The sequence below is a fragment of the Acidipropionibacterium virtanenii genome (assembly GCF_003325455.1).
Taxonomy (GTDB): Bacteria; Actinomycetota; Actinomycetes; order Propionibacteriales; family Propionibacteriaceae; genus Acidipropionibacterium; species Acidipropionibacterium virtanenii.
Map to the genome: position 1 here is coordinate 3,283,559 of NZ_CP025198.1, position 22,123 is coordinate 3,305,681.

General features: G+C 69.7%; 22 protein-coding genes and 1 riboswitch. Of the genes, 7 read left to right on the forward strand and 15 right to left on the reverse strand.

What is annotated here, in order from left to right:
• Window positions 1-54 precede the first annotated feature (54 nt).
• The 4 genes from JS278_RS15070 to JS278_RS15090 form a co-directional block, all read right to left on the reverse strand.
• On the reverse strand, window positions 55-1,650 hold the full coding sequence (locus JS278_RS15070) for a bifunctional hydroxymethylpyrimidine kinase/phosphomethylpyrimidine kinase (protein WP_114045904.1): 1,596 nt from the start codon (window positions 1,648-1,650) through the stop codon (window positions 55-57).
• A riboswitch (TPP riboswitch) is annotated at window positions 1,641-1,736 on the reverse strand. (Overlaps the previous gene by 10 nt.)
• Window positions 1,737-3,251, reverse strand: coding sequence for an ATP-binding protein (locus JS278_RS15075; protein ID WP_114045905.1), 1,515 nt, complete (start codon window positions 3,249-3,251; stop codon window positions 1,737-1,739). It lies immediately after the preceding riboswitch.
• A gap of 114 nt (window positions 3,252-3,365) precedes the next feature.
• Window positions 3,366-4,025 carry a membrane protein YczE gene (yczE, locus tag JS278_RS16110; protein WP_181833763.1) on the reverse strand — a complete coding sequence of 220 codons (660 nt, stop codon included), beginning with the start codon at window positions 4,023-4,025 and terminating at the stop codon, window positions 3,366-3,368.
• Between the two features lie 83 nt (window positions 4,026-4,108).
• Window positions 4,109-5,557 carry a catalase gene (locus tag JS278_RS15090; RefSeq protein WP_114045907.1) on the reverse strand — a complete coding sequence of 483 codons (1,449 nt, stop codon included), beginning with the start codon at window positions 5,555-5,557 and terminating at the stop codon, window positions 4,109-4,111.
• Here JS278_RS15090 and JS278_RS16625 point away from each other — a divergent pair.
• Both JS278_RS16625 and JS278_RS15095 read left to right on the forward strand, forming a co-directional pair.
• Window positions 5,556-5,687 (forward strand): hypothetical protein, encoded by a 132-nt coding sequence (locus JS278_RS16625; protein ID WP_281269206.1) that lies wholly within the window; start codon window positions 5,556-5,558, stop codon window positions 5,685-5,687. The genes JS278_RS15090 and JS278_RS16625 overlap by 2 nt on opposite strands.
• A 38-nt stretch (window positions 5,688-5,725) precedes the next feature.
• Window positions 5,726-6,226, forward strand: a complete 501-nt coding sequence (locus JS278_RS15095) for a MogA/MoaB family molybdenum cofactor biosynthesis protein (protein WP_114046378.1) — start codon at window positions 5,726-5,728, stop codon at window positions 6,224-6,226.
• Between the two features lie 17 nt (window positions 6,227-6,243).
• Here JS278_RS15095 and moaC read toward each other — a convergent pair whose 3' ends face one another.
• Both moaC and JS278_RS15105 read right to left on the reverse strand, forming a co-directional pair.
• Complete coding sequence (moaC, locus tag JS278_RS15100; protein WP_245935330.1) at window positions 6,244-6,675, reverse strand: cyclic pyranopterin monophosphate synthase MoaC; 432 nt, start codon at window positions 6,673-6,675, stop codon at window positions 6,244-6,246.
• 44 nt (window positions 6,676-6,719) lie between these two features.
• On the reverse strand, window positions 6,720-7,967 hold the full coding sequence (locus JS278_RS15105) for a molybdopterin molybdotransferase MoeA (RefSeq protein WP_245935145.1): 1,248 nt from the start codon (window positions 7,965-7,967) through the stop codon (window positions 6,720-6,722).
• An 86-nt stretch (window positions 7,968-8,053) separates the two neighbouring features.
• Here JS278_RS15105 and JS278_RS15110 point away from each other — a divergent pair, with 86 nt between their 5' ends.
• On the forward strand, window positions 8,054-8,749 hold the full coding sequence (locus tag JS278_RS15110) for a hypothetical protein (RefSeq protein WP_114045910.1): 696 nt from the start codon (window positions 8,054-8,056) through the stop codon (window positions 8,747-8,749).
• A 32-nt stretch (window positions 8,750-8,781) separates the two neighbouring features.
• On the opposite strand, the gene JS278_RS15115 is transcribed toward JS278_RS15110, so the two are convergent.
• The 9 genes from JS278_RS15115 to JS278_RS15155 form a co-directional block, all read right to left on the reverse strand.
• Complete coding sequence (locus tag JS278_RS15115; RefSeq protein ID WP_114045911.1) at window positions 8,782-9,192, reverse strand: molybdenum cofactor biosynthesis protein MoaE; 411 nt, start codon at window positions 9,190-9,192, stop codon at window positions 8,782-8,784.
• Window positions 9,193-9,194: 2 nt separating this feature from the next.
• A complete protein-coding gene (locus tag JS278_RS15120; RefSeq protein WP_114045912.1) occupies window positions 9,195-9,434 on the reverse strand; it encodes a MoaD/ThiS family protein in 240 nt (79 codons plus the stop codon).
• A gap of 2 nt (window positions 9,435-9,436) precedes the next feature.
• Entirely contained in the window at window positions 9,437-10,477 is a 1,041-nt protein-coding gene (gene moaA / locus JS278_RS15125) for a GTP 3',8-cyclase MoaA (RefSeq protein WP_114045913.1), read from the reverse strand.
• Entirely contained in the window at window positions 10,474-11,106 is a 633-nt protein-coding gene (locus JS278_RS15130) for a helix-turn-helix transcriptional regulator (RefSeq protein WP_342767042.1), read from the reverse strand. Before JS278_RS15130 ends, moaA begins: the two co-directional genes overlap by 4 nt.
• A gap of 103 nt (window positions 11,107-11,209) precedes the next feature.
• Window positions 11,210-11,926: a respiratory nitrate reductase subunit gamma gene (gene narI / locus JS278_RS15135; protein WP_114045915.1), complete on the reverse strand. Its 717-nt coding sequence runs from the start codon at window positions 11,924-11,926 to the stop codon at window positions 11,210-11,212.
• The gene (gene narJ / locus JS278_RS15140) at window positions 11,923-12,549 is read right to left on the reverse strand and encodes a nitrate reductase molybdenum cofactor assembly chaperone (protein ID WP_114046379.1); all 627 of its coding nucleotides are present in this window, start codon (window positions 12,547-12,549) and stop codon (window positions 11,923-11,925) included. Before narJ ends, narI begins: the two co-directional genes overlap by 4 nt.
• Window positions 12,550-12,629: 80 nt before the next feature.
• A complete protein-coding gene (gene narH / locus JS278_RS15145; RefSeq protein WP_114045916.1) occupies window positions 12,630-14,165 on the reverse strand; it encodes a nitrate reductase subunit beta in 1,536 nt (511 codons plus the stop codon).
• Window positions 14,165-17,938, reverse strand: a complete 3,774-nt coding sequence (locus tag JS278_RS15150; RefSeq protein WP_114045917.1) for a nitrate reductase subunit alpha — start codon at window positions 17,936-17,938, stop codon at window positions 14,165-14,167. Before JS278_RS15150 ends, narH begins: the two co-directional genes overlap by 1 nt.
• An 18-nt stretch (window positions 17,939-17,956) precedes the next feature.
• Window positions 17,957-19,273 carry a nitrate/nitrite transporter gene (locus JS278_RS15155; RefSeq protein WP_181833764.1) on the reverse strand — a complete coding sequence of 439 codons (1,317 nt, stop codon included), beginning with the start codon at window positions 19,271-19,273 and terminating at the stop codon, window positions 17,957-17,959.
• A 230-nt stretch (window positions 19,274-19,503) separates the two neighbouring features.
• Here JS278_RS15155 and JS278_RS15160 point away from each other — a divergent pair, with 230 nt between their 5' ends.
• From JS278_RS15160 to JS278_RS15175, 4 genes are all read left to right on the forward strand, one after another.
• A complete protein-coding gene (locus JS278_RS15160) occupies window positions 19,504-19,767 on the forward strand; it encodes a type II toxin-antitoxin system RelE/ParE family toxin (protein WP_281269236.1) in 264 nt (87 codons plus the stop codon).
• Entirely contained in the window at window positions 19,760-20,059 is a 300-nt protein-coding gene (locus tag JS278_RS15165) for an addiction module antidote protein (RefSeq protein WP_114045919.1), read from the forward strand. Before JS278_RS15160 ends, JS278_RS15165 begins: the two co-directional genes overlap by 8 nt.
• A 223-nt stretch (window positions 20,060-20,282) precedes the next feature.
• The gene (locus JS278_RS15170; RefSeq protein WP_114045920.1) at window positions 20,283-21,494 is read left to right on the forward strand and encodes a cytochrome P450; all 1,212 of its coding nucleotides are present in this window, start codon (window positions 20,283-20,285) and stop codon (window positions 21,492-21,494) included.
• Window positions 21,494-22,123 (forward strand): flavin reductase family protein, encoded by a 630-nt coding sequence (locus tag JS278_RS15175; RefSeq protein ID WP_114045921.1) that lies wholly within the window; start codon window positions 21,494-21,496, stop codon window positions 22,121-22,123. The genes JS278_RS15170 and JS278_RS15175 overlap by 1 nt, the downstream gene beginning before the upstream one ends.

Genomic DNA, 22,123 nt, shown 5'->3' on the forward strand with positions numbered 1-22,123 from the left:
GTATCCCCTTGTCATCGTTCAGTGTCTGGTCGGCGCCGTGCGGCAGGTCGGGCGTCATGAGAGGGCCCCGGTGGTGCGCAGGGCCTGGTCGAAGAATTCGGCCTCGTGGCGGCAGGCGATGAGGTAGGCCCTGGCCGCGGCGGCCCGCTCGGCGGGCGAGGCGTCGGTCATGGCCCTCTCGGCGTGCCCGATGGCGATCCAGGTCGCGGCGGTGAAGGCGTCGTCGGAGTAGGTCTGCAGCCAGGCGGCGTAGGGATGGTCGTCGGCGACTCCGGGCATCGCGGCCCCCACCTCGGCGTACAGCCAGTAGCAGGGCAGCACGGTCGCCACGCCGACGGTGTGGCCGTCCAGGACTGTCCTGGCCACCAGGAAGTCGACGTAGGCGCTGGTCACCGGGCTGGGGGCGCAGGACCGCCCGGACAGCCAGCCGCGGTGCAGCTCGGCCTCGACGAGATGGCAGGTGGCGGCCCCTCCCGCCCAGTCGGCGACCTCGGCCGGATCGGTGGAGCCGGCCGCCACCGCGGCGAGGGCCCGCGCGTAGCCGGCGAGGTACCGGGCGTCCTGGGCCAGGTAGAAGGTGAAGGCATGCTCCGGCAGGGTGCCGTCGACCAGCGCCGTCACGAAACCGCCGCCGTGGATGCTGCGGGCCAGGTCGCTGCCGGCCCTCCACAGGGCCCGGGTCCACGGTCCGGCCGCGGGGATGGACGCCGGCGCCGGTTCGGTGCCGGGCGCCAGCTGGTCGGGGGCCTCGAGTCGCGGCGCCACGGCGTCGTCGGCCAGCCAGGGTGCGGGTGAGGCCGCGACTGCCAGACGCCGTGCCCGGTGGCCGTGGTCGACGGGGCCGTGACCCCTGCCGACGTGCAGCGCGGCGCCGTGCTCGATGGCCTCGTGGAGCCAGTCGGTGGTCCATCTCAGGGCCCGCACGGGGGTGTCACCGGCTCCTAGTCGGGTGGCCAGGGCCGAGGAGAGCGAGCATCCGGTGCCGTGCGTGCTGGTGGTCTCGACGCGGCTGCTGGGCGCCTCGGCGAGGACTCCGTCGGGGCCGACCCACAGGTTGGTGGTGAGCCGGGAGTCGAGATGGCCGGTCTTGACGATGACGGCGACCCCGGTCCGGGCGGCCCACTCCCGGGCCTGCGCGACGGCGGCGTCCTGGTCGGCGGCGGGCTCGGCGCCGGCCAGCACGGCGAGTTCGGGGATGTTGGGGGTGACGACAGTGGCCCGCCGACAGAAGCGGCGCATGGCCTCCTCGGCGTCGGGCTGCAGCAGCCGGTCGCCGCTGGTGGCGACCATGACGGGGTCGACGACGAGCACCGGGGGCCGGTGGGCGTCCAGCCAGGATTCAACCGTCGCGATGATCCCGGCGGTGCCGAGCATGCCGGTCTTGACGGCGTCGACCACGACGTCGTCGGAGACCGATTCCAGCTGCGCGGCGAGGAAATCGACCGGCGGGGTGTGGATGGCGCGCACCCCGGTGGTGTTCTGGGCCACCAGGCAGGTGACGACCGTCATGCCATAGCCGCCCGCCGCGGTGATGGACTTCATGTCGGCGGCGGTGCCGGCGCCCCCGGAGGGGTCGGTCCCGGCGATCGACAGGACGCGGGGTACGCGGGCGGCCGGAGGCTCTGTGAGCGGGTGGAGGTGAGAGGTCACCGGGACATCCCTTCGCTAGTCCGAACTAGATCAGGTTCCACGGGTGTGTTCTCAGCGCATCCGATCGCGCACCCCGTGTCCGGGGCTCAGTATGTCACGGAGTATCGGTCGTCGTACTTCCCCCCGTCCGGAAGGCGATAGGCCCTGTTCCTGCTGGTCGCCGGAGCGGTCGCCTCCACCAGGCCCGCCTCCACCAGGCCCCTGACCTGTGGTCGCAGTGCCGGCACGCTGCGCCCGGTGGCCTGTGCCAGTTCGCGCATCGTCATCTGGTCCTGACCGCGGAGTGCGTCCAGAATTTCATCCTGCTTGTCGGTGAGTTCCGGGACGGCCCCGCCGGTCTGCACGCCCCGGACCAGGACCACCCGCACCTGGTCGATGGTGGCTTCGAACCGCGGGGCCGGGAGGCCCCGCGCACGCATCGCGGAATCCATCAGGAGGACCCCGGACCCCTGGTTCTCGCTCACCGTGGAGTCCTCGCCCGGCATCGGGACCAAGGTCAGCAGTTTGGCCAGGCTCTCGTTGCGGGACCGTGACACACCATCGGCGATGTTCTCCGCCGTGACGCCTCCCCAGAACCCGCCCGGGCTGGTCACCTCGACCCGATCGGTGTAGATGTCCACTCCGACCTGCTGTCCACGGGCCTGGACGCTGTAGTCCCGATGGGTGAGAGCGTTCGTAATGGCCTCACGGAGAACCTCCACCGGGATCTCCGGGACATCACGGCCCGAGACCCCGTCCACGACATGAACCGTGCGGAGATTCGAGAGGACGGCGGCCACGGCGTCCTTGACCATCAGGGGGACGGGCCCCTCGCAGATGCGGCGGTCGACGAATCTCACCGCGGCTCCCGGATCTGATTTCCGGATGTCGGGGTGGGTGGTCACGTCGATGAAGAGCTGCGGGTAGAACTGCTGAGGGTATTGACCAGCGGAGAGCATCCCGGCCAGCAGAGGCCGATCCTTCTTGTCCGTGAGGTTCAGCCTGACCCTCACCTCATGTTCGGACTCGGCACCCGAGACCGCCCGTGAGCCGAGTCTCCTCAGGCGTTCGATCAGCGTCTGAATGAGATCCTCGTCCAGATCGTCGACCGTCGCCCCGTCCACGACCTCCCGATCGGTCCCCAGCATCTCGGTGCGATGACTCAGCAGGTAGATCTCGTATGCACTGAGCCGGACGTTCTTGTCGTCCCACCTTCGGTACGAACCTTTGCTGATTCCCTGATCCGTGACGAAGCACGGCCCCGGGGCGTCCGGCATCGGATCCACCCTCAGGTTCACCACCGGGGCCCCGTCCACGGTCATACGGTTCAGGATGTTGGGCGGTACCGGCGTGACTTTCGATCTCTCTCCAGGCTTCTCGATGAGTCCGGAGGCCACGGCGTCGATCGTCCTCTGGGCGTCGAAACCTGGAGCGGGCTCGAACTCGTGACGTTCATCAAGACCGAGCAGAATGTCTCCTCCATCGGTGTTGGCGAAGGCACTCACCGTGGCCCAGACATCTCTCGGCACCCCACCGACAGCACTCTTGGCCTCCACCGTCGCGTCATCGCTGCGCTGCCTGCGCAGGCGGTTGACGGTCTCAAGAATCTCCATCTCTTCCATGGCGGCACCTCAGGTCTCTCAGTGATGGCCTCAGTTTATACACTGAGAGCCTCAGTTCCTAGACTGATGGGGACACTTTCGTCAGTGAGGGCGTCACTTTCGTCACTGAGAGCGTCAGTCAGTCGAGTGAGGGCTCAGTGACGATGAAGGGCTCAGCACCCTGGCTGCCAGCCCGAGGAAGAGGCGGGTCACCGGGCCGATGCCGAAGGCGTAGACGAAGGTCGCGATGAACAGGCGGCCGCCCAGGGCCCAGCCGGCGGCCATCACCACCACCTCGATCCCCGACCGCAGCAGCGCCACCGGTTTCCCCGTGCGCGCCACCAGGCCCGTCATGAGGCCGTCGCGGGGACCGGGCCCCAAGGCCGGCGAAATGTACAGCACGGTGGCGAAGCCGTTGAGGACCACCGCCCCCAGGACCATCGTCAGGTCGGCCCACAGGGGGCCGGGCCGGCGCACCACGGAGGTGGTGGCGTCGATCACCACGCCGACGACCACGGCGTTGGCCACGGTGCCCGGCCCGATCCGCTGGCGCAGCGGGATCCACAGCAGCAGCACGAGCACCGACAGCCCGATCGCCGCCTGGCCGGTGCTCAGCGGGGTGTGCGCCGCGATGCCCTGGTGGAGCACGTCCCAGGGCATGTTGCCCAGCCCGGAGACGATCATCAGGCCCGAGGAGACGCCGAACAGCACCAGGCCCACCAGCAGGGCGGTGATCCGCACCGGCCAGCTGCGCTCGCCCAGCAGCCCGAAACCCGCGGCGGTACCCGATGCCATGCGAGGACTATAGGCGGATCGGGCCGGCCGGCCCGCCGGTGCCACCGTGCGGACCGCCGGCCCCCCGGCGCCGGGAGCGGGCCTCAGATCCTGACGGCGATGGCCCGGCCGACCTCCTCGTCGATCTTCGTCCAGTACTCGACGATGTGGGAGCGCACCGGCTCGACGACGTCGTGGTTGAGGATCTGGTCGACGATGGTGTCCACCAGGTCGTCGCGCTCGGCGGGCGTGAACACGTCGTGCACCAGCGAGTGGGCCTGGCCGAAGTCGTCGTCGGCCGAGTGCAGGGTGGCCGCGGCGCGCACCAGGTCGCCGTCGCTGGCCCACGAGTCGTCGGCGGTGCCGGTCTGCGTGCCCCAGTCGCGCCCGTAGGAGTTCGGGGCGTAGACCGGCGCGGCGCCCGAGTGCTCGTAGCGCATGTGCCCCTCGATCGTGTAGGCGTTCGTCGGCACCTCGGGCCGGTTGACCGGCAGCTGGTCGAAGTTCGACCCGATCCTGGCCCGCTCGGCGTCGGTGTAGGCGAAGGCCCGGCCCAGCAGCATCTTGTCCGGCGACAGCCCGGTGCCCGGCACCGTGTTGGCCGGTGCGAAGGCCGCCTGCTCGATCTGGGCGAAGAAGTTCTCGGGGTTGCGGTTGAGGGTGAACCGTCCCACCTCGACCAGCGGGTAGTCGCCGTGCGGCCACACCTTGGTGAGGTCGAAGGGGTTGAACCGGTAGCTCTGGGCGTCCTCGTAGGGCATCAGCTGCACCTTGACCGTCCAGCTCGGGAAGTCGCCGCCGGCGATGGCGTCGAAGAGGTCCTGTCGGTGGTAGTCGGCATTCGATCCGGCCAGTTCAGCAGCCTGCTCGTTGCTGAGGTTCTTCACGCCCTGGTCGCTGATGAAGTGCCACTTCACCCAGTGGAGCCTCCCCTCGGCGTTGGTCCACGAGTAGGTGTCCGAGGAGTAGCCGTTCATGTGCCGCCAGTCCTGCGGCAGGCCGCGCGGACCCATCAGGTAGGCCACCTGGTGGGCGGTCTCGGGCGACAGCGTCCAGAAGTCCCACTGCATGTTGGGGCTGCGCAGCCCCGAGTCGGGCAGGCGCTTCTGGGAGTGGATGAAGTGGGGGAACTTCATCGGGTCGCGCACGAAGAACACCGGGGTGTTGTTGCCCACCATGTCGAAGTTCCCCTCGCGGGTGTAGAACTTCAACGCGAACCCGCGGACGTCGCGCCAGGTGTCGGGCGAGCCCTGCTCCCCGGCGACGGTGGAGAACCGGGCCAGCATCGGGGTGCGCCGCCCCGGCTGGAGGAAGTCGGCCTTGGTGTACGCGGAGACGTCGCCGGTCACCTCGAACTCGCCGAAGGCCCCCGACCCCTTGGCGTGCGGGCTGCGCTCGGGCACCCGCTCGCGGTTGAAGTGGGCCAGGGTCTCCACCAGGTGCACGTCGTGCAGCGCGATGGGGCCGTCGGGGCCCACGGTGAGGGAATGCTCCTCGCTGATGGCCGGTGAGCCGTTCTCGTTGGTCGGTGTGCCTTTCGGATCGATGGGCATGACGCTCTCCTCAGCTGGTCTGCGTGAACTCGCGCCGGAGGCCTCGGGAGCCGACGCCGTGCCCGCCCCCGCTTCCGACGCCTTCTGGCACCATCTCACGAGCGCCGCCGCGGTTCAGGACTTCGGGTGAATCACCGGTGGCCCGGCCCGATCGGTAACGTGGCCCCGGTGAACCCCGTCCGAGCCCGCGTCATCACCGTCTCGGACCGCTGCGCCGCCGGCGAGGCCGTCGACCGCTCCGGCCCGTTGGCCGCCCGGCTGCTGGCCTGCTACGGGGAACAGGCGCTGATGCGCGACGAGGTGGTCATCGTCCCCGACGGCGTGGCTCCTGTCGCAGCGGCGATCACCGATGCCCTGGACGACGGGGCGCGACTGGTGTTCACCACCGGCGGCACCGGCATCTCCCCGCGCGACCTCACCCCGGAGGCCACCGGGCCGCTGCTCGCCGCCCGGCTCGACGGCCTGGCCGAACAGATCCGTGCCCGCGGCGCCGAGGCGGCACCGGCGGCCGGCCTGTCGCGCGGCCTGGTGGGCATCACCTCACGGCGATCCGGAGCCGCGCTGGTCGTCAACGCTCCGGGCTCTCCCGGAGGGGTGCGCGACGCCGTGGCCGTGATCGGCCCACTGCTCGGCCACATCTTCGATCAGCTGGACGGCGGGGACCACTGAGCGTCGGCAGCTGAGATCTACGCCGGGCGGGTCCAGTCCCCGCTGCGCCCACCGGCCTTGTGAGTGATGATCGCGTGCTCGATCGCGAATCCCCGGTCGATCCCCTTGACCATGTCGGCGACGGACAGCGCCGCCACCGTCACCGCGGTGAGGGCCTCCATCTCCACCCCCGTGCGGTCGGCGGTGCGCACCGTGGCGCGGATCCGCACCCGGTCGGCCTCCAGCCACAGGTCCACCTCGGCCCCGTGGACGCCGATCCGGTGGGCCAGGGGCAGCAGGTCGGGGGTGTGCTTGGCGGCCTGGATCCCGGCCACCCTGGCCACCGCCAGGACGTCGCCCTTGGGCACCGTCTCATCGCGCAGGGCCGCCATGATCGGCTCCGAGCACACGACGGCGCACTCGGCGGTGGCCTCGCGGACGGTCGGGGTCTTGGCGGTGACGTCGACCATCCGGGCCGAGCCGTCCCCGCGCAGATGGGTGAACGGACTCTCGCTCATACCTCGCCCCTCGTCATCAGCACTTCCAGACCATCTCCTGCCTCCACGGCCTCCACCCCGACCGGCACCACCGCCAGCCCCTCGACCAGCGGCAGAGTGGCCACCAGATGGGACTTGGATCCCAGCCGGTGGGCGGGCACCACGCGACCGCCCTCCCCCTCGCCGCTCTCCCACCGGATGGGCATGAACTGGGTCTTCTCCGCCGGGGAGCGCCAGCCGGCCCCGGCCGTCGCACGAACAGTCGGCGATTCGACGGGGACGGCCAGACCGCGCATGGCGGCGATGAGCGGGCGCGCATAGACGTGGAAGCTCACGAAGACACTCACCGGATTGCCGGGAAGCGCCACCACCGGCGTCGCTCCGACGATCCCTGCCCCCTGCGGGCCGCCCGGCTGCTGGGCGACCTTGTGGAAGGTCAGCTCCGGCAAGGCCTGTCTCACCACCTCGTAAGCACCGGCCGAGATGCCTCCGGCGGTGATCACCAGGTCCACATCCCAGCCGGCGACCACCTCGCGCAGCCGGGCCGGGTCGTCGGGGACCCGGGCCCGCTGGGCGACCACCGCGCCGGCCTCGGACACGAGCCCGGCCAGAAGGATGCCGTTGGAGTCCGGAATGCGACCGGCGGCCAGGTCGCTCCCGGCATCGGACAGCTCCGAACCGGTGGAGATGACGCCGACTCTGGGCGCCGGGTGAACGGCCAGGGATCCGTACCCGACCGACGCGGCGGCCGCCAGACATGCCCCGTCGAGCAGCCGCCCGGCCTCCATCACCGGATCACCGATCTGGAGGTCCTCCCCCCGATGGCGGACATTGGCGCCGAGTTCCGGCGCCTGGAAGATCCTCACCTCGGCGGGCGCGTCGACGACTCCGGGCGCGTGGTCGGTGCGCTCCACCTTCACCACCGAGTCGGCGCCGGCGGGCATCCGGGCCCCGGTCATGATCCGCCGGGCGGTGCCGGTCTCGACGGGGTCACCGGCCGCTGATCCGGCGGGTATGTCGCCGGTCACCGGCAGCCGGACAGGGGCATCGGGCCGCGCGGTGCTCACGTCCTGGAACCGCACTGCGAAGCCGTCCATCGCCGAGTTGGTGAAGGGCGGCACCGGCAGTCGCGCGGCGACAGGCTCAGCGCTCACCAGGCCCAGGCACCGCTCCAGCGGCATCTCGACCACGGCCGGTTCGTGGGCCAGCGACATCACCAGACGCCGGTGCTCGCCGATCCCCACGAACTGTTCGGACTGCGTCATCCCCATCCTCCGATCACCAGTTCGGTGGCACTGTCAGTGGTTACCGTGGGCCGTTCCATCCACCGTCCCGACCGACGGAGCAGCGCATGGCCCGCAGATCGCGTACTGACAAGCAGCTCACCAGGATCCATCCCGGCAGTGGACGCCCCATCAGGCCCTTCCGCCCGTGGGACATCCTGTTCCGCACCGTCTTCCTCGCCCGGCTGCCCGAGACCACGACCGACGAGCACGTCGACTTCGCCGTCGAGGTGAACTACCTGGCCGACTATCTCAGCAGCGACGAGGAGAAGGCCGGCAGGCAGACCCCCCAGGCGGCCCTGTTCCGCGACGGACGGCAGCAGTACGTGTCGAACCTCCCGGCCGCCTTCCCCGTCCCCGGCGGCGTGATCGAGACGGCCACCAATCTCTACGGCCTGACCAGGATGCACTTCGTCCCCCATTCGGGACCCGAGCGCGCGCTCAACCCGCACCCGCGCTCCGCCGAGGGCCTGCGGGCCCGGCTCGGGCGTCGGTTCCCCGCGACGAGCCGGGCGATCGGCGTCATCGCGATCATCGTGCTGCTGGCCTGCCTCGCCCTGTCGGTGCCCCAGGTACTCGAACTCGTCTCGCACTGGCAGGTCGTGCAGGAGCGCTTCGGCGTCTTCGACTCCCCGGTCTCCCTGCCCGCCTGGGCGAATATCACGATGGTGGTGGCCGGGATCCTCGCCGCCACCGAGCGGGCTCTCACCCTGCGCAATCACTGGCTGATCGACGCCGACACGCTCTGGACATCCTTCATCTGATCTGCGCGCCGCGCCGGGAGTGAGGTCCCTGGTCACGGCAGCCCGGACCACTCATGGGATCCGTCGGCCATCCACTGGCATTTCCACACCGGCACCCCGGCCTTGACGGCGTCCACCAGGTCGGATGCGGCGGCGAAGGCCTCACCACGGTGCTCGGCCGAGACCGCCACCACCATCGCCAGGTCGCCGACCTCCAGATGGCCGACGCGGTGCGCGGCCGCCGCCCCGTGGACACCGTCACGCAGCGCGCACTCCTCGACCAGCCCGGCCAGCATGCTCTCGGCCTGCGGGTGGGCGCTGTAGTCGATGGCGGTGACCCGCCGCCCGGCGTCGTGGTCGCGGACGACGCCGGTGAAGGTCACCACCGCGCCGCTGCGGTCGTCGACCGCCTGTTCGGCGATCGCCTCGACCGCCAGGGGACGGTCGCTGATCCGTGCGTGCACCGTCATCCTCCGGCGAAGGGTGGCAGGACGTCGACGCGGGCGTCATCGGGCAGCCTGTCCTCGCGGCGGGTCGAGGCGCCGTCGACGAAGAAGCTGCACACGGCCATCGTTCTGGCCAGCCCCGGATGAACCGTCACCAACCGGTCGGCAAGCTCGGCCACCGTCTCCCCGGGGACGGCGTCGACAGCCTCCTCTGCGGTCCCGGCGGCCTCGCCCGCACCGCCGTAGTAATGCATGATCATGATCATCCTCCGATCGCCGACATCCGGCGCGATGATTCCCCGAACCCCCCCGACCCATGAGCCCCGTCCGAACCGTGGGCCGCCGCCTTGCGCCACATCTCACCTTGCCAGAGCTTGATCAACTCGTCATCGTCGGCACCGGAGCGAATCGCGCTGCGCAGATCGGTCTCGCGGGTGGAGAACAGGCAGTTGCGGATCTGGCCGTCGGCCGTCAACCGGGTGCGCGAGCAGTCCCCGCAGAACGGGCGGGTGACCGAGGCGATGATCCCCATCCTGCCGGTGCGCCCGTCGGGGGCGGTGACCGTCCACCGCTGGGCCGGTGCCGAGCCGCGCGGTCCCGGATCCTCGGCCAGGGTGTATCCGGCCGAGCGCAGCGCGTCGAACATGTCGTCGGCGCTGATCACGGCGTCGGCGGACCAGCCGGGGGCGCCGATCGGCATGTACTCGATGAATCGCAGTTCCAGGTCGCGGTCCAGGCAGAAGCTCAGCAGTTCGGGGGCGTCGTCGCGGTAGCTGCGCTGCGGCACGGCATTGATCTTCACCGGGGAAAGCCCGGCGTCCAGCGCGGCGTCGATGCCAGCCAGGACGTCGTCGAGCCGGTCGCGCCGTGCCACGGCGGCGAAGCGGCCGGGGTCGATGGAATCCAGCGAGATGTTGACCCGACCCAGTCCGGCCGCCGCCAGCCCGGCGGCCCGGCGGTCCAGGCCGATGCCGTTGGTGGTGAGCGCGGTCGCGGGGGCGACGCCGTCGGGGGTGCGCATCGCGACCGTGGCGGCGACCAGAGACTCCAGGGTCGGGCGGACGAGCGGCTCGCCGCCGGTGAAGCGCACCTTCGTGATCCCCAGCCTCTTCACGCCGATCCCGATCAGCCGGATCAGTTCGTCGTCGGTGAGCAGCTCCTCGCGCGGCAGCCAGACCATGCCCTCGACGGGCATGCAGTAGGTGCAGCGCAGGTTGCACTTGTCAGTCACCGAGACGCGCAGATCGGTGGCCACCCGGCCGAACCGGTCGGGCAGAGACTCCACCCGCGCGGAGACGCTCATGACGCCGGCCTCCGGATCCGCCCCGGTCCGGTCGGCACGAGGACCACCTCGGTCACCCACGGGTCGTCCCCGTCGCGGAAGGTGGGCGCGGCCAGGCCCCGGGCGGTCCGCTCCACAACCCGCTCCACCATCCCCTGGCGGATCGCGAAGGCCACCGGGTCGGGAGCGGCCGGATCGGCGAAGGGGCAGTCGCGCAGCACCAGGGCGGTAGGGATCTCCGGGTGCGGCTCGGCGGCCAGCCCGAAGGCGGTGAGGAAGACCCGGATCTTGGTCATATGGGCGGCCAGCTCGAAACCGGGCGAGATCTCGCCGACGTCGTGATCGGGCACCTTCGCGGTGGCCAGCGCGTCGTCGCCCAGATGATGGCCCAGATCCCGCCCGGCGGCCATCGGATCGGCGGCGGTGGCGCGCATCCAGGCGATGGTCGACCGTGCCATATGGCGCAGCATCTCGACCGAGGAGGCGGGGCCCGACAGGGCACGACTCACATACCCCCAGGCCGGTCGGCCGCGGCCGGCCACGGGCATCCGCTCGCGCTCCACCAGGCCCAGTTCCAGCAGCACGTCGAGGGGCTCGCGCACGGTGTTGACGTGCAGCCCGCACTCGCGCGCCACGTCGGCGACCCTCACCGGGTCGTCGTGACCCGAGACGGCGGCCAGCACGGTCTGCTGGGCCGGCGTCAGGGAGCCGATCGCCGGCAGGATGTGGTCGATCCCGGATGCCCTCAAGACCTCACCACCCCCGACGTCTGGGGCCGGCGGCCAGGTTCTCGTCGCGGGAGCGGTAGACGATGGCCGGCCGGGTGGGGTAGGCCACCGGGGCCGAGAGCACATGGACCAGCCTGGTGAAGGGCCAGACGCAGAACAGGATCATGGCCGCCACGATATGCAACTTGTAGTCGAGGGGCACCGTGGCCATCAGCGCAGGGTTGGGCTGGAACAGCGGGATGGTGCGGAACCACGGGCTGATGGTCTGGCGGTAGTCGTAGCCGCCCCCGATGATCTGCTGGTGGATCGTGGCCCAGGATCCCAGCGCTACGGCGATGCCCAGCAGGGTGTACATCACGATGTCCATCGTCGTGGTGGCCAGCCGCACCGACTTGACGACGACGCGGCGGTAGATGAGCCCGGCCATCCCGATCAGGGTGGCGACGGCGGCCAGCGTCCCGGGGATCATCGAGATGTAGTGGTAGACGCCCTCGGGGATGCCGACCGCCGACGTCCAGGACTCGGGGATCGCCAGTCCGATGACGTGGCCCAGGAACACGAAGAGCATCCCGAAATGGAACAGCGGGGAGGCCCAGCGCAGGATCGCGGGCTCGTTCCACTGGCTGGATCGGCTGGTCCAGCCGAATTGATCACTGCGGTAGCGCCAGATGAGCCCGCCGACCAGCATGACGATGGACAGGTAGGGCATGCCCACCCACAGCACCAGTTCCGCCGTGCTCATGATCGGCCTCCTGCTGAGCCTGGGGACGGGGCGGCGGGGGCCGCAGGGGAGGGCGTCGCGTCGAGGGCCGCGATCCCCACCAGCTCGGTGGGCGGGCCCTGGTTGATGAGTTCCTGGTAGCGGGCCAGGGTGGCGTCGTCCAGCGGCGGCAGCGTGGTGCACAGCGCCTCGAGCAGATGGGCGTAGGGGCTGGACGCCGACACCAGGGCGGCGCGGATCACCTCCAGGCCCTCCCGGTTGGCGCGCAGCAGCTCGTCGCCGGACGCCGTCTCGTTGAGGGCGCAGAACTCCAGGACGACGGGCAGGTAGTCGGGCAGTTCCTCGCGGGCCATCTCGAAGCCGGCGCGGCCCATGATCTCGCGGAATCCGAGGATCGCCGCGCCCCGGCCGCGGGTATCCCCGGCCGAGTAGTAGGTGAGGTACAGCGCGCAGCGGCGCCGCTGGTCGAAGGTCTCCACATAGTGCTCCTGGAGACGTCGCAGCCCCCATCGGCGGGCCACCGCGCAGAAGGCGGCGATCTCGCCGGACGCCGGGCCCGGCATCAGGGCGGCGTCGCGGGTCACGGCGTCCAGGACGCCGGGCAGCCCGTCGCCGGGGTAGTCGAGCAGCAGCCCGGCGGCCATCTGCACCACCCGTCGCTGGTCGGGTGTGGCATCCACCGAGGCGGCGACCGGCATCCTCGGTGCGCCCATGAAGATGTTCATCAGAGAACCTCCAAGGGCAGGGTGCGGGTGCCGGCCGGTGCGGCCCCGGGGGTCGTGGCGCCGGGAGCAGCGCCGTGGAAGGCTTCGACATCGTAGTCGACCGGGCAGCCCTCCAGCTCCGTGATGCCCGGCGGCATCCCGGTGCGGGTGGTGGGGATGACGTAGCGCTCGTCGTACTTGGCGATCGACAGCAACCGGTACATGGCCCGGACGTCGTCGCCGGTCATGCCGACCGCCTCCGGGATGGTCTCGTCGGCGTCATTCCCCATGAAGACGTCGCGCATGTAGCTGCGCATCGCCGCCAGTCTGCGCAGTGACCTCTCCACCGGCGCGGTGTCACCGGCGCTGAACAGCCCCGCGAGGTACTCCATCGGGATGCGCATCTGGGAGATCGCCGCCAGCAGCACCTTGTGGTTCTCGCCGTCGGAGCCCGAGGCGGTGACGGCGTCGACCACCGGGGACAGCGGCGGCACGTACCAGACCATCGGCAGGGTGCGGTACTCGGGATGCAGCGGCAGGGCCACCTGGTAGCGGGTGATGAGGTCCCAGATCGGGGAGGCCTGGGCGGCCTGGATCCAGGAGTGGGCGACGCCGTCGGCCTTGGCCGCCTCGATGACCGCGGGGTCGTTGGGGTCCAGCAGGATGTCCCGCTGGGCGGCGTAGAGGTCGCGCTCGTCTTTCTGCGAGGCGGCCCAGGTGACCCGGTCGGCGTCGTAGAGCAGCACTCCGAGGTAGCGCAGCCGGCCGACGCAGGTCTCCGAGCAGACGGTGGGCTGGCCGGCCTCCAGGCGCGGGTAGCACAGGGTGCACTTCTCGGCCTTGCCGGTCTTGTGGTTGAAGTAGACCTTCTTGTACGGGCAGCCGGAGACGCACATCCGCCAGCCGCGGCAGCGGTCCTGGTCGACGAGCACGATGCCGTCCTCGACCCGCTTGTACATGGCTCCCGAGGGGCAGGCGGCCACGCAGGTGGGGTTGAGGCAGTGCTCGCAGATCCGCGGCAGGTAGAACATGAAGGTGTACTCGATGGTCTTGGCGACCTCGAGGTTCATCTGGTGCAGGACGGGGTCGGCGTCGAGGGTCTCCATGGAGCCGCCGAGGTCGTCGTCCCAGTTGGGTCCCCAGGCGATGGTGTCCTTGTGCTGCCCGGTGAGGGTGGACGTCGCCCGGGCGGTGGGGGTGGTGCGCGACGCCGGTGCGCTCAGCAGGGTGTCGTACTCGTAGGTCCACGGCTCGTAGTAGTCGTTGACGCCGGGCAGGTTCGGGTTGGAGAAGATCCTGCCCAGGGTGGCCAGGCGTCCGCCCTGCCGGGGCACGAGCCTGCCGCCGGCGGTGCGCCGCCAGCCCCCCTTCCACTTGTCCTGATCCTCCCAGCCCCGGGGGTAGCCGACGCCGGGGCGGGTCTCCACGTCGTTGAACCACATGTACTCGGTGCCCTCGCGGTTGGTCCACGCCTGCTTGCAGGTGACCGAGCAGGTGTGGCACCCGATGCACTTGTCGAGGTTCATCACCATCGCGATCTGCGCCATGACCTTCATCAGAACTGCACCTCCTGGCTGCGACGCCGGATGAGCGTCACCTCGTCGCGCTGGTTGCCGGTGGGGCCGTAATAGTTGAACGAGTAGCTCAACTGGGCGTACCCGCCGATGAAATGGCTGGGCTTGAGCATGATCCGGGTCAGCGAGTTGTGGATGCCGCCGCGCTTGCCGGAGCGCTCGGACAGCGGGGTGTTCATGGTGCGCTCCTGGGCGTGGTACATGAACACGGTGCCCTCGGGGATGCGGTGGCTGACGATGGCGCGGGCGTCCACGGTGCCGTTGCGGTTGTAGGCCTCCACCCAGTCGTTGTCGGCCACCCCGACCTTGGCGGCGTCGGCCGGCGACATCCAGATGGTCTGGCCGCCGCGGCCAAGGGTCAGCATGTGCGGGTTGTCGTAGTACTGGGAGTGGATGGCCCACTTGTTGTGGGCGGTGATGTACCTCACCGCCACCTCGGCGACGCCCTCGGCGGTCTGTCCGAGGTAGCCGACCGGCCGCTCCCCGTAGAGGTGGGCGATGTCCAGGGGCGGCCGGTAGACCGGCAGGTTCTCCCCCATGTCGCGCATCCAGTCGTGGTCCAGGTAGTAGTGCATCCGCCCGGTGAGGGTGTGCCAGGGCTTGTGGCGCTCCACATTGACCACGAAGGCCGAGTAGCGCCGCCCGCCGTGCTCCGAGCCCGACCACTCCGGGGAGGTGATCACCGGCTGTGGCTGGGACACGGTGTCGGCGAAGGTGACGCGGCGGTCCTGGGATCCCGACGCCAGGTCGGCCATCCGAGTGCCGGTGCGGGCCTCCATCTGGGTGAAGCCGTCGGTGGCCAGGCGCCCGTTGGTGGTGCCGGAGGTGGCCAGGATGGTGTCGACCGCCTTGATATCGGTGTCGACCAGCGGCCGGCCCTGGGCGGGGCCTGCCGTGGCGACGCCGTGGCGCCGGCCCAGTTCTGCGATCTCCTGGTCGGGGTGGAAGGTGACCCCCTTGACGGCCATCCCGGCGGTGCCGGTGAGCGGGCCCAGGGTGTCGAACTTGGCGCCGATGGCCGTGTAGTCGCGTTCCACGGGGATGAGTTTCGGCATGGTGACCCCGGGGATCCACAGCCGTTCTCCGGTGTCGGGATCGGTGACGTCACCGGTGGCCCCGGCCGGGCTGGTCATCTCGTCAGGGGTGTCGTGCATCAGCGGGGCCGCGACGACGTCGGTGCGGGTGCCCAGATGTTTCTGCGCCATCTGGGAGACCAGATGGGCCAGGGTGCGGAAGGTCTCGAAATCGGTGCGGGCCTCCCACGGCGGGTCGACGGCCGCATTGAAGGAGTGCACGAAGGGGTGCATATCAGTGCTGGAGAGATCATGCTTCTCATACCAGGTGGCGGCCGGAAGAATGACGTCGGAATGCAGGGTGGTCGACGTCGTGCGGAAATCCGCGGTCCACATGAGGTCGAGTTTTCCGGCGGGCGCCTCGTCGCGCCAGCGCATGGAGCTCGGACGCTGGTCGGGGGGCAGCTCGGAGGCATTGACGTCGTCATCGCAGCCCAGCATGTGGCGCATGAAGAACTCGGTGCCCTTGGCGCTGGAGCCCAGCAGGTTGGTGCGCCAGTTCGCCAGCACGCGGGGCTGATTCTGCTCGGCGTCGGGGTCCTGGCAGGCGAAGCCGAGAGTCCCGGCGGCCAGCCGGCCGGCGATGTAGTCGCCGGGCTTCTGGCCGGCCGCCGCGGCCTCGTCTGCCAGGTCGAGGGGATTGCGGTCGAAGGTGGGGTAGCTGGGAGACCAGCCCCGCTTCGCCGATTCGACCAGGGTGTCGGCGGTGGTGAGCCCCGAAAGGGTGCCGGCCCCCAGCGGGGAGGCCACCTTCTCGGCCCGGGCACCGTCGTAGCGCCACTGGTCGGTGGTGAGGTAGTACCAGGCGGTGGAGATCATCTGGCGGGCCGGGCGGGCCCAGTCCAGGGCGAAGGAGTAGTTGGCCCAGCCGGTGAAGGGGCGCACCTTCTCCTGGCCCACATAGTGCGCCCATCCGCCGCCATTGACGCCCTGTGTGGCGCACATATTGGTGAGCGACAGAAATGTCCGGTAGATCTCGTCGGCGTGGTAGAAGTGATTCACTCCGGCGCCCATGATGATCATGGATCGCCCGCCGGACTCGATCGCATTGAGGGCGAATTCCCTGCCGATCCGTTCGGCCGCGGCGGCCGGGACGCCGGTGAGTTCGGCCTGCCAGGCCGGGGTGCCCGGAGCGCTCGGGTCGTCGTAGCCGGTGGGCCAGTCGCCGGGAAGCCCGTCGCGGCCCACCGCGTAGCGGGCCAGCAGCAGGTCGAAGACGGTGGTCACCAGGTGCCCGTCGATCATCCTGGCCGGTACGCCGCGGCGGACGATCCCGGCGCCGAGGCTGACCTGGCCGGGCGAGGAGGGCAGGTCGAAGCGGGGCATCGCCACCTCGACGGGCTGCCAGGAGTCGGTGTCCATGACGCTCATCACCGGCTCGACGCCATCCAGGTCGAGGTTCCAGTGGCCGGCCCCGGACTCGGAGAAGCGGTCGGCCAGGGTGCCGCCGGGATCCTTGACGGCGCCGTCGGCCTCCATGATCAGGGGCCGGAACTCCGGCTTCTCGGGGCGGGTGGCGGCGTCGACGTGCGCGGCGGTGAGGAACTTGCCGGGGATGCGGGTGCCGGATGCGGCGGCGTCGTCCCCCTGATAGGGATCCAGTTCGATGAGGAAGGGCGAGTCGGTGTAGCGGCGCATGTAGCTCATGAACATGGGTTCGCGGCGCCCGACGTGGAACTCGGTGAGGATGACGTGGCCCATCGCCATCGCCAGGGCCCCGTCGGTGCCGGGCTGGACGCGCAGCCACTCGTCGGCGAATTTGGTGTTGTCGGCGTAGTCGGGGCTCACCACCACGACCTTCTGGCCGTGATAGCGGGCCTCGGTCATGAAGTGGGCGTCGGGGGTGCGGGTGATCGGGACGTTGGAGCCCCACATGATGAGGTACTGCGAGTTGAACCAGTCGCCGGACTCGGGGACGTCGGTCTGGTCTCCGAAGACCTGCGGGCTGGCCGGAGGCAGGTCGGCGTACCAGTCGTAGAAGCTCAGCATGGTGCCGCCGACCAGTTCGGTGAATCGGGACCCGGCGCCGTAGGAGACCATCGACATGGCCGGGATGACGGAGAATCCGGCGATCCTGTCCGGGCCGTAGGTCTTGATGGTGTGGACGTAGCCGGCCGCGACGATCTGCGTGGCCTCCTCCCAGGAGACCCGCACCATGCCGCCGTGGCCGCGCGCGCTCTTGTAGGCGCGTGACAGCTGCGGATCGGAGACGACGGCCCCCCAGGCGTCCACCGGGTCGCCGAGCTCGGCCAGTTTCGCCCGCCAGGCGTCCAGCAGCACCGATCGCACGTAGGGGTGGCGGATCCGCGTCGGGGAGTACTCGTACCAGCTGAACGCCGCCCCACGGGGGCAGCCGCGCGGCTCGTACTCGGGCATGTCGGGGCCGGTGGTCGGGTAGTCGGTCTCCTGGGACTCCCAGGTGATGATCCCGTCCTTGACGTAGACCTTCCAGGAACACGATCCGGTGCAGTTGACGCCGTGGGTGGAGCGCACCACCTTGTCGTAGGACCAGCGCTGCCGGTAGAAGACGTCGGCCGCCCGTCCGCCCTCCAGGAAGAGCTGGCGGGTGTCGGGGGAGGCCTTGCCGCGGCGCAGCCAGCTGCCCATTCTCAACAGCGCCGAGCCCGCGCCGTTCTCATCCGGCGTCCGGGGGGACTGCTTCTCATCGCGACTGGTCGTCATTGCGGGATCTCCTTGCGGTCAGCCGGGGTAGGGAGCCCTGGGGCGGGCGTACTGGAGCCAGCACACCGCCGAGCAGAGCAGGCAGAAGGCGGCGCAGATCCAGAACCACACCGACGCCGACATCGACGAGAGCGCCACGCCGATGACGAAGGGGCCGAAGCATCCGATCGCCGCGGTGAATCCGATCGCGCCGCCGGCCTGGCGGGCGGGCATGATCATCGGCATCTGCTTGAAGGTGCCGGCGTTGCCGATGCCCGAGAAGAAGAACATGGCGAGCATCCCCCACAGGAAGAATCCGAACTGGTCGGGCGACGTCGGGTTGAGGAACAGGGCGCAGAAGGCGAGAGTGATCGTCATCCCGATACCGGAGACGAAGGTCCACACGGCCCCGCCGAAGCGGTCGCACAGCGGCCCCCAGGCGACCCTCACCAGGGAGCCGATGAGCGGTCCGAGGAAGGCGTAGGAGGCGCCGGCCGGCAGGTTCGAGAATGTGCCGGCCAGGTCGGAGGCGTCGCCGTAGGTGTTGTTGATGAGCAGCCCGAACTGGGCGCTGAAGCCGCTGAACAGTCCGAAGGTCATGACGTACATCAGCGTCATCACCCAGGTGTTGGGGTTGGAGAAGATGTCGATCTGTTGACGGAAGTTGGCCTTGACGGGCACGTCCTTGAGCAGGGTGAAGGCCAGGATCGCCGCCAGGACGGTCCAGGGCAGGAAGACGATGGCGGCGTTGTGCACCCACAGCGGGCTGTCACCGGCCCGCTCGGGGGCGATCCAGGTGATGCCGAGCAGGCCGAATCCCATCAGCCAGGGGCCGATGAGCTGGATGATCGACATGCCGAGATTGCCGACGCCGGCCTGGATTCCCAGCGCGGTGCCCTGCTTGCGCTTGGGGAAGAAGTAGCCGGTCGAGGGCATGTAGCCGGAGAAGGAGCCGCCGCCGATGCCGCACAGCAGGGACAGGAAGAGCAGGGTCCCGAAGCTGGTGGAGGTGTCCTGGACGGCGAAGAACCAGCCGAGCATCGGGATGAGGTAGAGCAGTGAGCTGATCCCCACGAGCTTGCGGGTGCCGATCACCGGGGGCAGGAACATGTAGACCAGCCGGATGACGCCGGCCGACAGGCCCGGCATGGCGGTGAGCCAGTACAGCTGGGACTTCGACAGGTCGAAGCCGATGGCGTTGAGCTTCGGTGCCACGGCGCTCACCAGGAACCACACGCAGAAGGCGATGACCATGGAGAAGGTCGAAACGGTCAGGGTGCGCCAGGCCCGGCGGGAGTCCCAGTTCTCCTCGGGGCTCCAGTCCTCGATGACGTGGCGCGACGTCGCTGTGCTCACTTGTCCCCTGCTCACTTGTCCCCTCCGTGACGGGTCGAACTAATTTACCCGGACATTACCAGGTAAAACCTGGTCGGTGTGCGAACACCCCCGGATCACCCCCTCCCCCACCCCTGGTGGACAGCGATGGCCCCGAACCCGCACTCCTGTCGCGCATTGCGTGGCACACCACTGTGAACTACAGTTGACACATCGTCCAGGTCATCAAGAGCACGACATTCGACCAGTGGCTGCGAAAGCTCAAGGACCACGCAGCCGTTGGCCGGATCCTCGCGCGGATTGATCGGCTCACCTCGGGCAATCCGGGCGACGTCAGGCCGGTCGGAGGCGGTGTCTCAGAGCTGCGTATCCCCTATGGTCCCGGATATCGCGTCTACTACCTGCAGCGCGGCTCCCGGATCATCCTGCTGCTCTGCGGTGGCGACAAGTCGAGCCAGGCACGAGACATAGAGACGGCACACCGCATCGCCCAGGAGTGGAGGAACAATGAGTGAGAACGCAGAGCAGTTCAGTGCCTTCGACACTGCGGACTACCTGGAGAACCTTGACGACGCCGCCGCCTATCTCGAAGCCACCCTGGCGGACAGCGATGACCCCGCACTCATCGCCCGTGCACTGGGCACGATTGCCAGATCCGGCAACCTCAGCCAGCTCGCCCGCCGGATCGGCATGAGCCGGGAAGGGCTCTACAAGGCCCTTTCCGCCGACGGCAATCCCAGCTTCGCCACCATCACGAAAGTTGCCGGCGCGCTCGGGCTGAGACTCCGCTTCGAGCCCGCCCGCTGAGCACCCAGGACCACGGCCTGGAGGTCGTGGCGCCGGCCCGACGTCGCGCCAGAGTCTGCACGAGTCGCCCGAAATACCTGGCGCGTCGTGCAGGTTCTGGCGCGTCGTGGGACCATCCGGGCGGCGGAGCCCCCGGGACCGTGGACACCCGCTCGATATTTCACGGGTTAAGCCGTTAATATTCTCCGGAGACGTCCCGACCCCAGCCCCCGGAGGAGGCCCCGTGCCGAAGTCCGCACCCCACACCGTGCCCAGCGCCGTTCCCACTACCGCCCCGACCGTTGTCACCTTCGACGAGCAATGTCGGGAACCCCGACAGGCCACCGAGGAACTTCGCGGCACAGCTGTGGCCGCCGACGCGTCGGGGGACTGGGTGGTGCTGGGCCATGCCGAGGCCATCCGGGTCGCGAGCGACGCGGACACCTTCTCCTCGGCCGTCTCGACGCACCTCCAGGTGCCCAACGGGCTGGACGGCGAACAGCACTCGGCCTTCCGCCAGGTCATCGACCCCTTCTTCGGCGCTGAGCGGATGGCCGCTCTGGAGCCGGTTCTGAGAACAGTCGCCGAGGACCTGGTTGCCTCACTCCCCCGTGACACGCCGGTGGACGCCGTCGCAGGCATCGGCTCGGTCTTCGCGGTGCGCGCCCAGACCCGGTGGCTGGGCTGGCCCGCCGATCTGGAACCGCGCCTGCTGGCCTGGATGGACGAGAATCATGCGGCCACCCGATCGGGCGATCGGGATCGCACGGCCGGCGTCGCCGCGGCCTTCGACGCCATCATCGAGGAGGTCGTCTCCGCCAGGACGGGCGAGACGGACGGGCAGACCGACGTCACCACCGAGCTGCTGAACAGCACGGTGCAGGTCGACGGCCAGCCGGCCCGGCCGTTGAGCCGTCCCGAGGTGGTCTCCATCCTGCGGAACTGGACCGGCGGCGACCTGGGATCGATCGCGGCCTGCGTGGGAGTCGTGCTCCAAGGACTGGCCGCGGCCCCGGATCTCCAGGCGCGGATGCGGGTGGCCGGGCCGGCCGAGAGGTCTGCGATCATCGACGAGCTGCTGCGCCGCGACGATCCCTTCGTCTCGAACCGACGGGTGGCCACCTGCCCCGTCGACCTGGGCGGGCAGCACGTCGAGGCCGGGCAGCGGGTCCGCATCCACTGGACGGCGGCCAACCGCGACGAGCAGGTCTTCGGCGATCCCGACCAGATCAGGACCGGGAGCCACGCAGCAGACAACCTGGTCTACGGCGTCGGGCCCCATGTGTGCCCGGGCAGGCCGTTGGCCACCCTGGAGCTCGTCGTGCTCGCCGAGGTGCTGCTGGGGGCCTGTTCGATCGCCCTCAGCGAGGACATTCCCACCAGCCGCGAGGTGAGCCCGGTCGGGGGATACGCCCGCGTCGGCATCATTCTTCGCCCGTACCGTCAGGAGAAGTGATGGCTGAACACATCCTCATCGATCCGCCCATCCTCTACATCGGCACGCCGGTGGTACTGCTGTCGACGCTGAATCCCGACGGCACGGCGAATCTGGCGCCGATGTCCTCGGTCTTCGCCCTCGGGCAGACGGTGGTGCTCGGCATGGAGCTCAACAGCCGGACCGCGCAGAATCTACGGGAGCGCCGGGAGGTGGTCATCAATGTGCCCGGGCCGCAGCTGTGGCGCAATGTGGAATCCCTGGCCCGGCTCACCGGCCACGACCCTGTGCCGGACGAGAAGCGCGACGTCTACTCCTACTGCGCCGACAAGTTCACCGCCGCCGGGCTCACCGCCGAGAACTCCGACAGCGTGGGGCCGCCGAGGGTCGCCGAGTGCCTTCTGCAGATCGAGGCCGAGGTGGTGGCGGCCGAGCCCGATGCCGGAGGCGTCTTCCTGGTGACCCAGACCCGGGCCCGGGCGATCCACGCCGACCCGGAGCTCATGGTGCCCGGCACACGGCACATCGACGCCCACAAGTGGCACCCGCTGGTGCTGAACTTCCGCCACTACTTCGGGCTGGGCGAGGAGGTCGGGGAGAACTTCAGGACGCCGACCCCCAGCAATCCGGCTGTCTCCCGGGTGAACTGA

Bases quoted from the DNA above. Each gene is read 5' to 3' on its own strand.
- JS278_RS15075 (WP_114045905.1), bottom strand. From the start codon at position 3,251: ATGGAAGAGATGGAGATTCTTGAGACCGTCAACCGCCTGCGCAGGCAG.
- yczE (WP_181833763.1), bottom strand. From the start codon at position 4,025: ATGGCATCGGGTACCGCCGCGGGTTTCGGGCTGCTGGGCGAGCGCAGC.
- JS278_RS16625 (WP_281269206.1), top strand. From the start codon at position 5,556: ATGACGCTCTCCTCAGCTGGTCTGCGTGAACTCGCGCCGGAGGCCTCG.
- JS278_RS15090 (WP_114045907.1), bottom strand. From the start codon at position 5,557: ATGCCCATCGATCCGAAAGGCACACCGACCAACGAGAACGGCTCACCG.
- moaC (WP_245935330.1), bottom strand. From the start codon at position 6,675: ATGGTCGACGTCACCGCCAAGACCCCGACCGTCCGCGAGGCCACCGCC.
- JS278_RS15105 (WP_245935145.1), bottom strand. From the start codon at position 7,967: ATGACGCAGTCCGAACAGTTCGTGGGGATCGGCGAGCACCGGCGTCTG.
- JS278_RS15110 (WP_114045910.1), top strand. From the start codon at position 8,054: ATGGCCCGCAGATCGCGTACTGACAAGCAGCTCACCAGGATCCATCCC.
- JS278_RS15120 (WP_114045912.1), bottom strand. From the start codon at position 9,434: ATGATCATGCATTACTACGGCGGTGCGGGCGAGGCCGCCGGGACCGCA.
- moaA (WP_114045913.1), bottom strand. From the start codon at position 10,477: ATGAGCGTCTCCGCGCGGGTGGAGTCTCTGCCCGACCGGTTCGGCCGG.
- narI (WP_114045915.1), bottom strand. From the start codon at position 11,926: ATGAGCACGGCGGAACTGGTGCTGTGGGTGGGCATGCCCTACCTGTCC.
- narJ (WP_114046379.1), bottom strand. From the start codon at position 12,549: ATGGCCGCCGGGCTGCTGCTCGACTACCCCGGCGACGGGCTGCCCGGC.
- narH (WP_114045916.1), bottom strand. From the start codon at position 14,165: ATGAAGGTCATGGCGCAGATCGCGATGGTGATGAACCTCGACAAGTGC.
- JS278_RS15150 (WP_114045917.1), bottom strand. From the start codon at position 17,938: ATGACGACCAGTCGCGATGAGAAGCAGTCCCCCCGGACGCCGGATGAG.
- JS278_RS15165 (WP_114045919.1), top strand. From the start codon at position 19,760: ATGAGTGAGAACGCAGAGCAGTTCAGTGCCTTCGACACTGCGGACTAC.
- JS278_RS15175 (WP_114045921.1), top strand. From the start codon at position 21,494: ATGGCTGAACACATCCTCATCGATCCGCCCATCCTCTACATCGGCACG.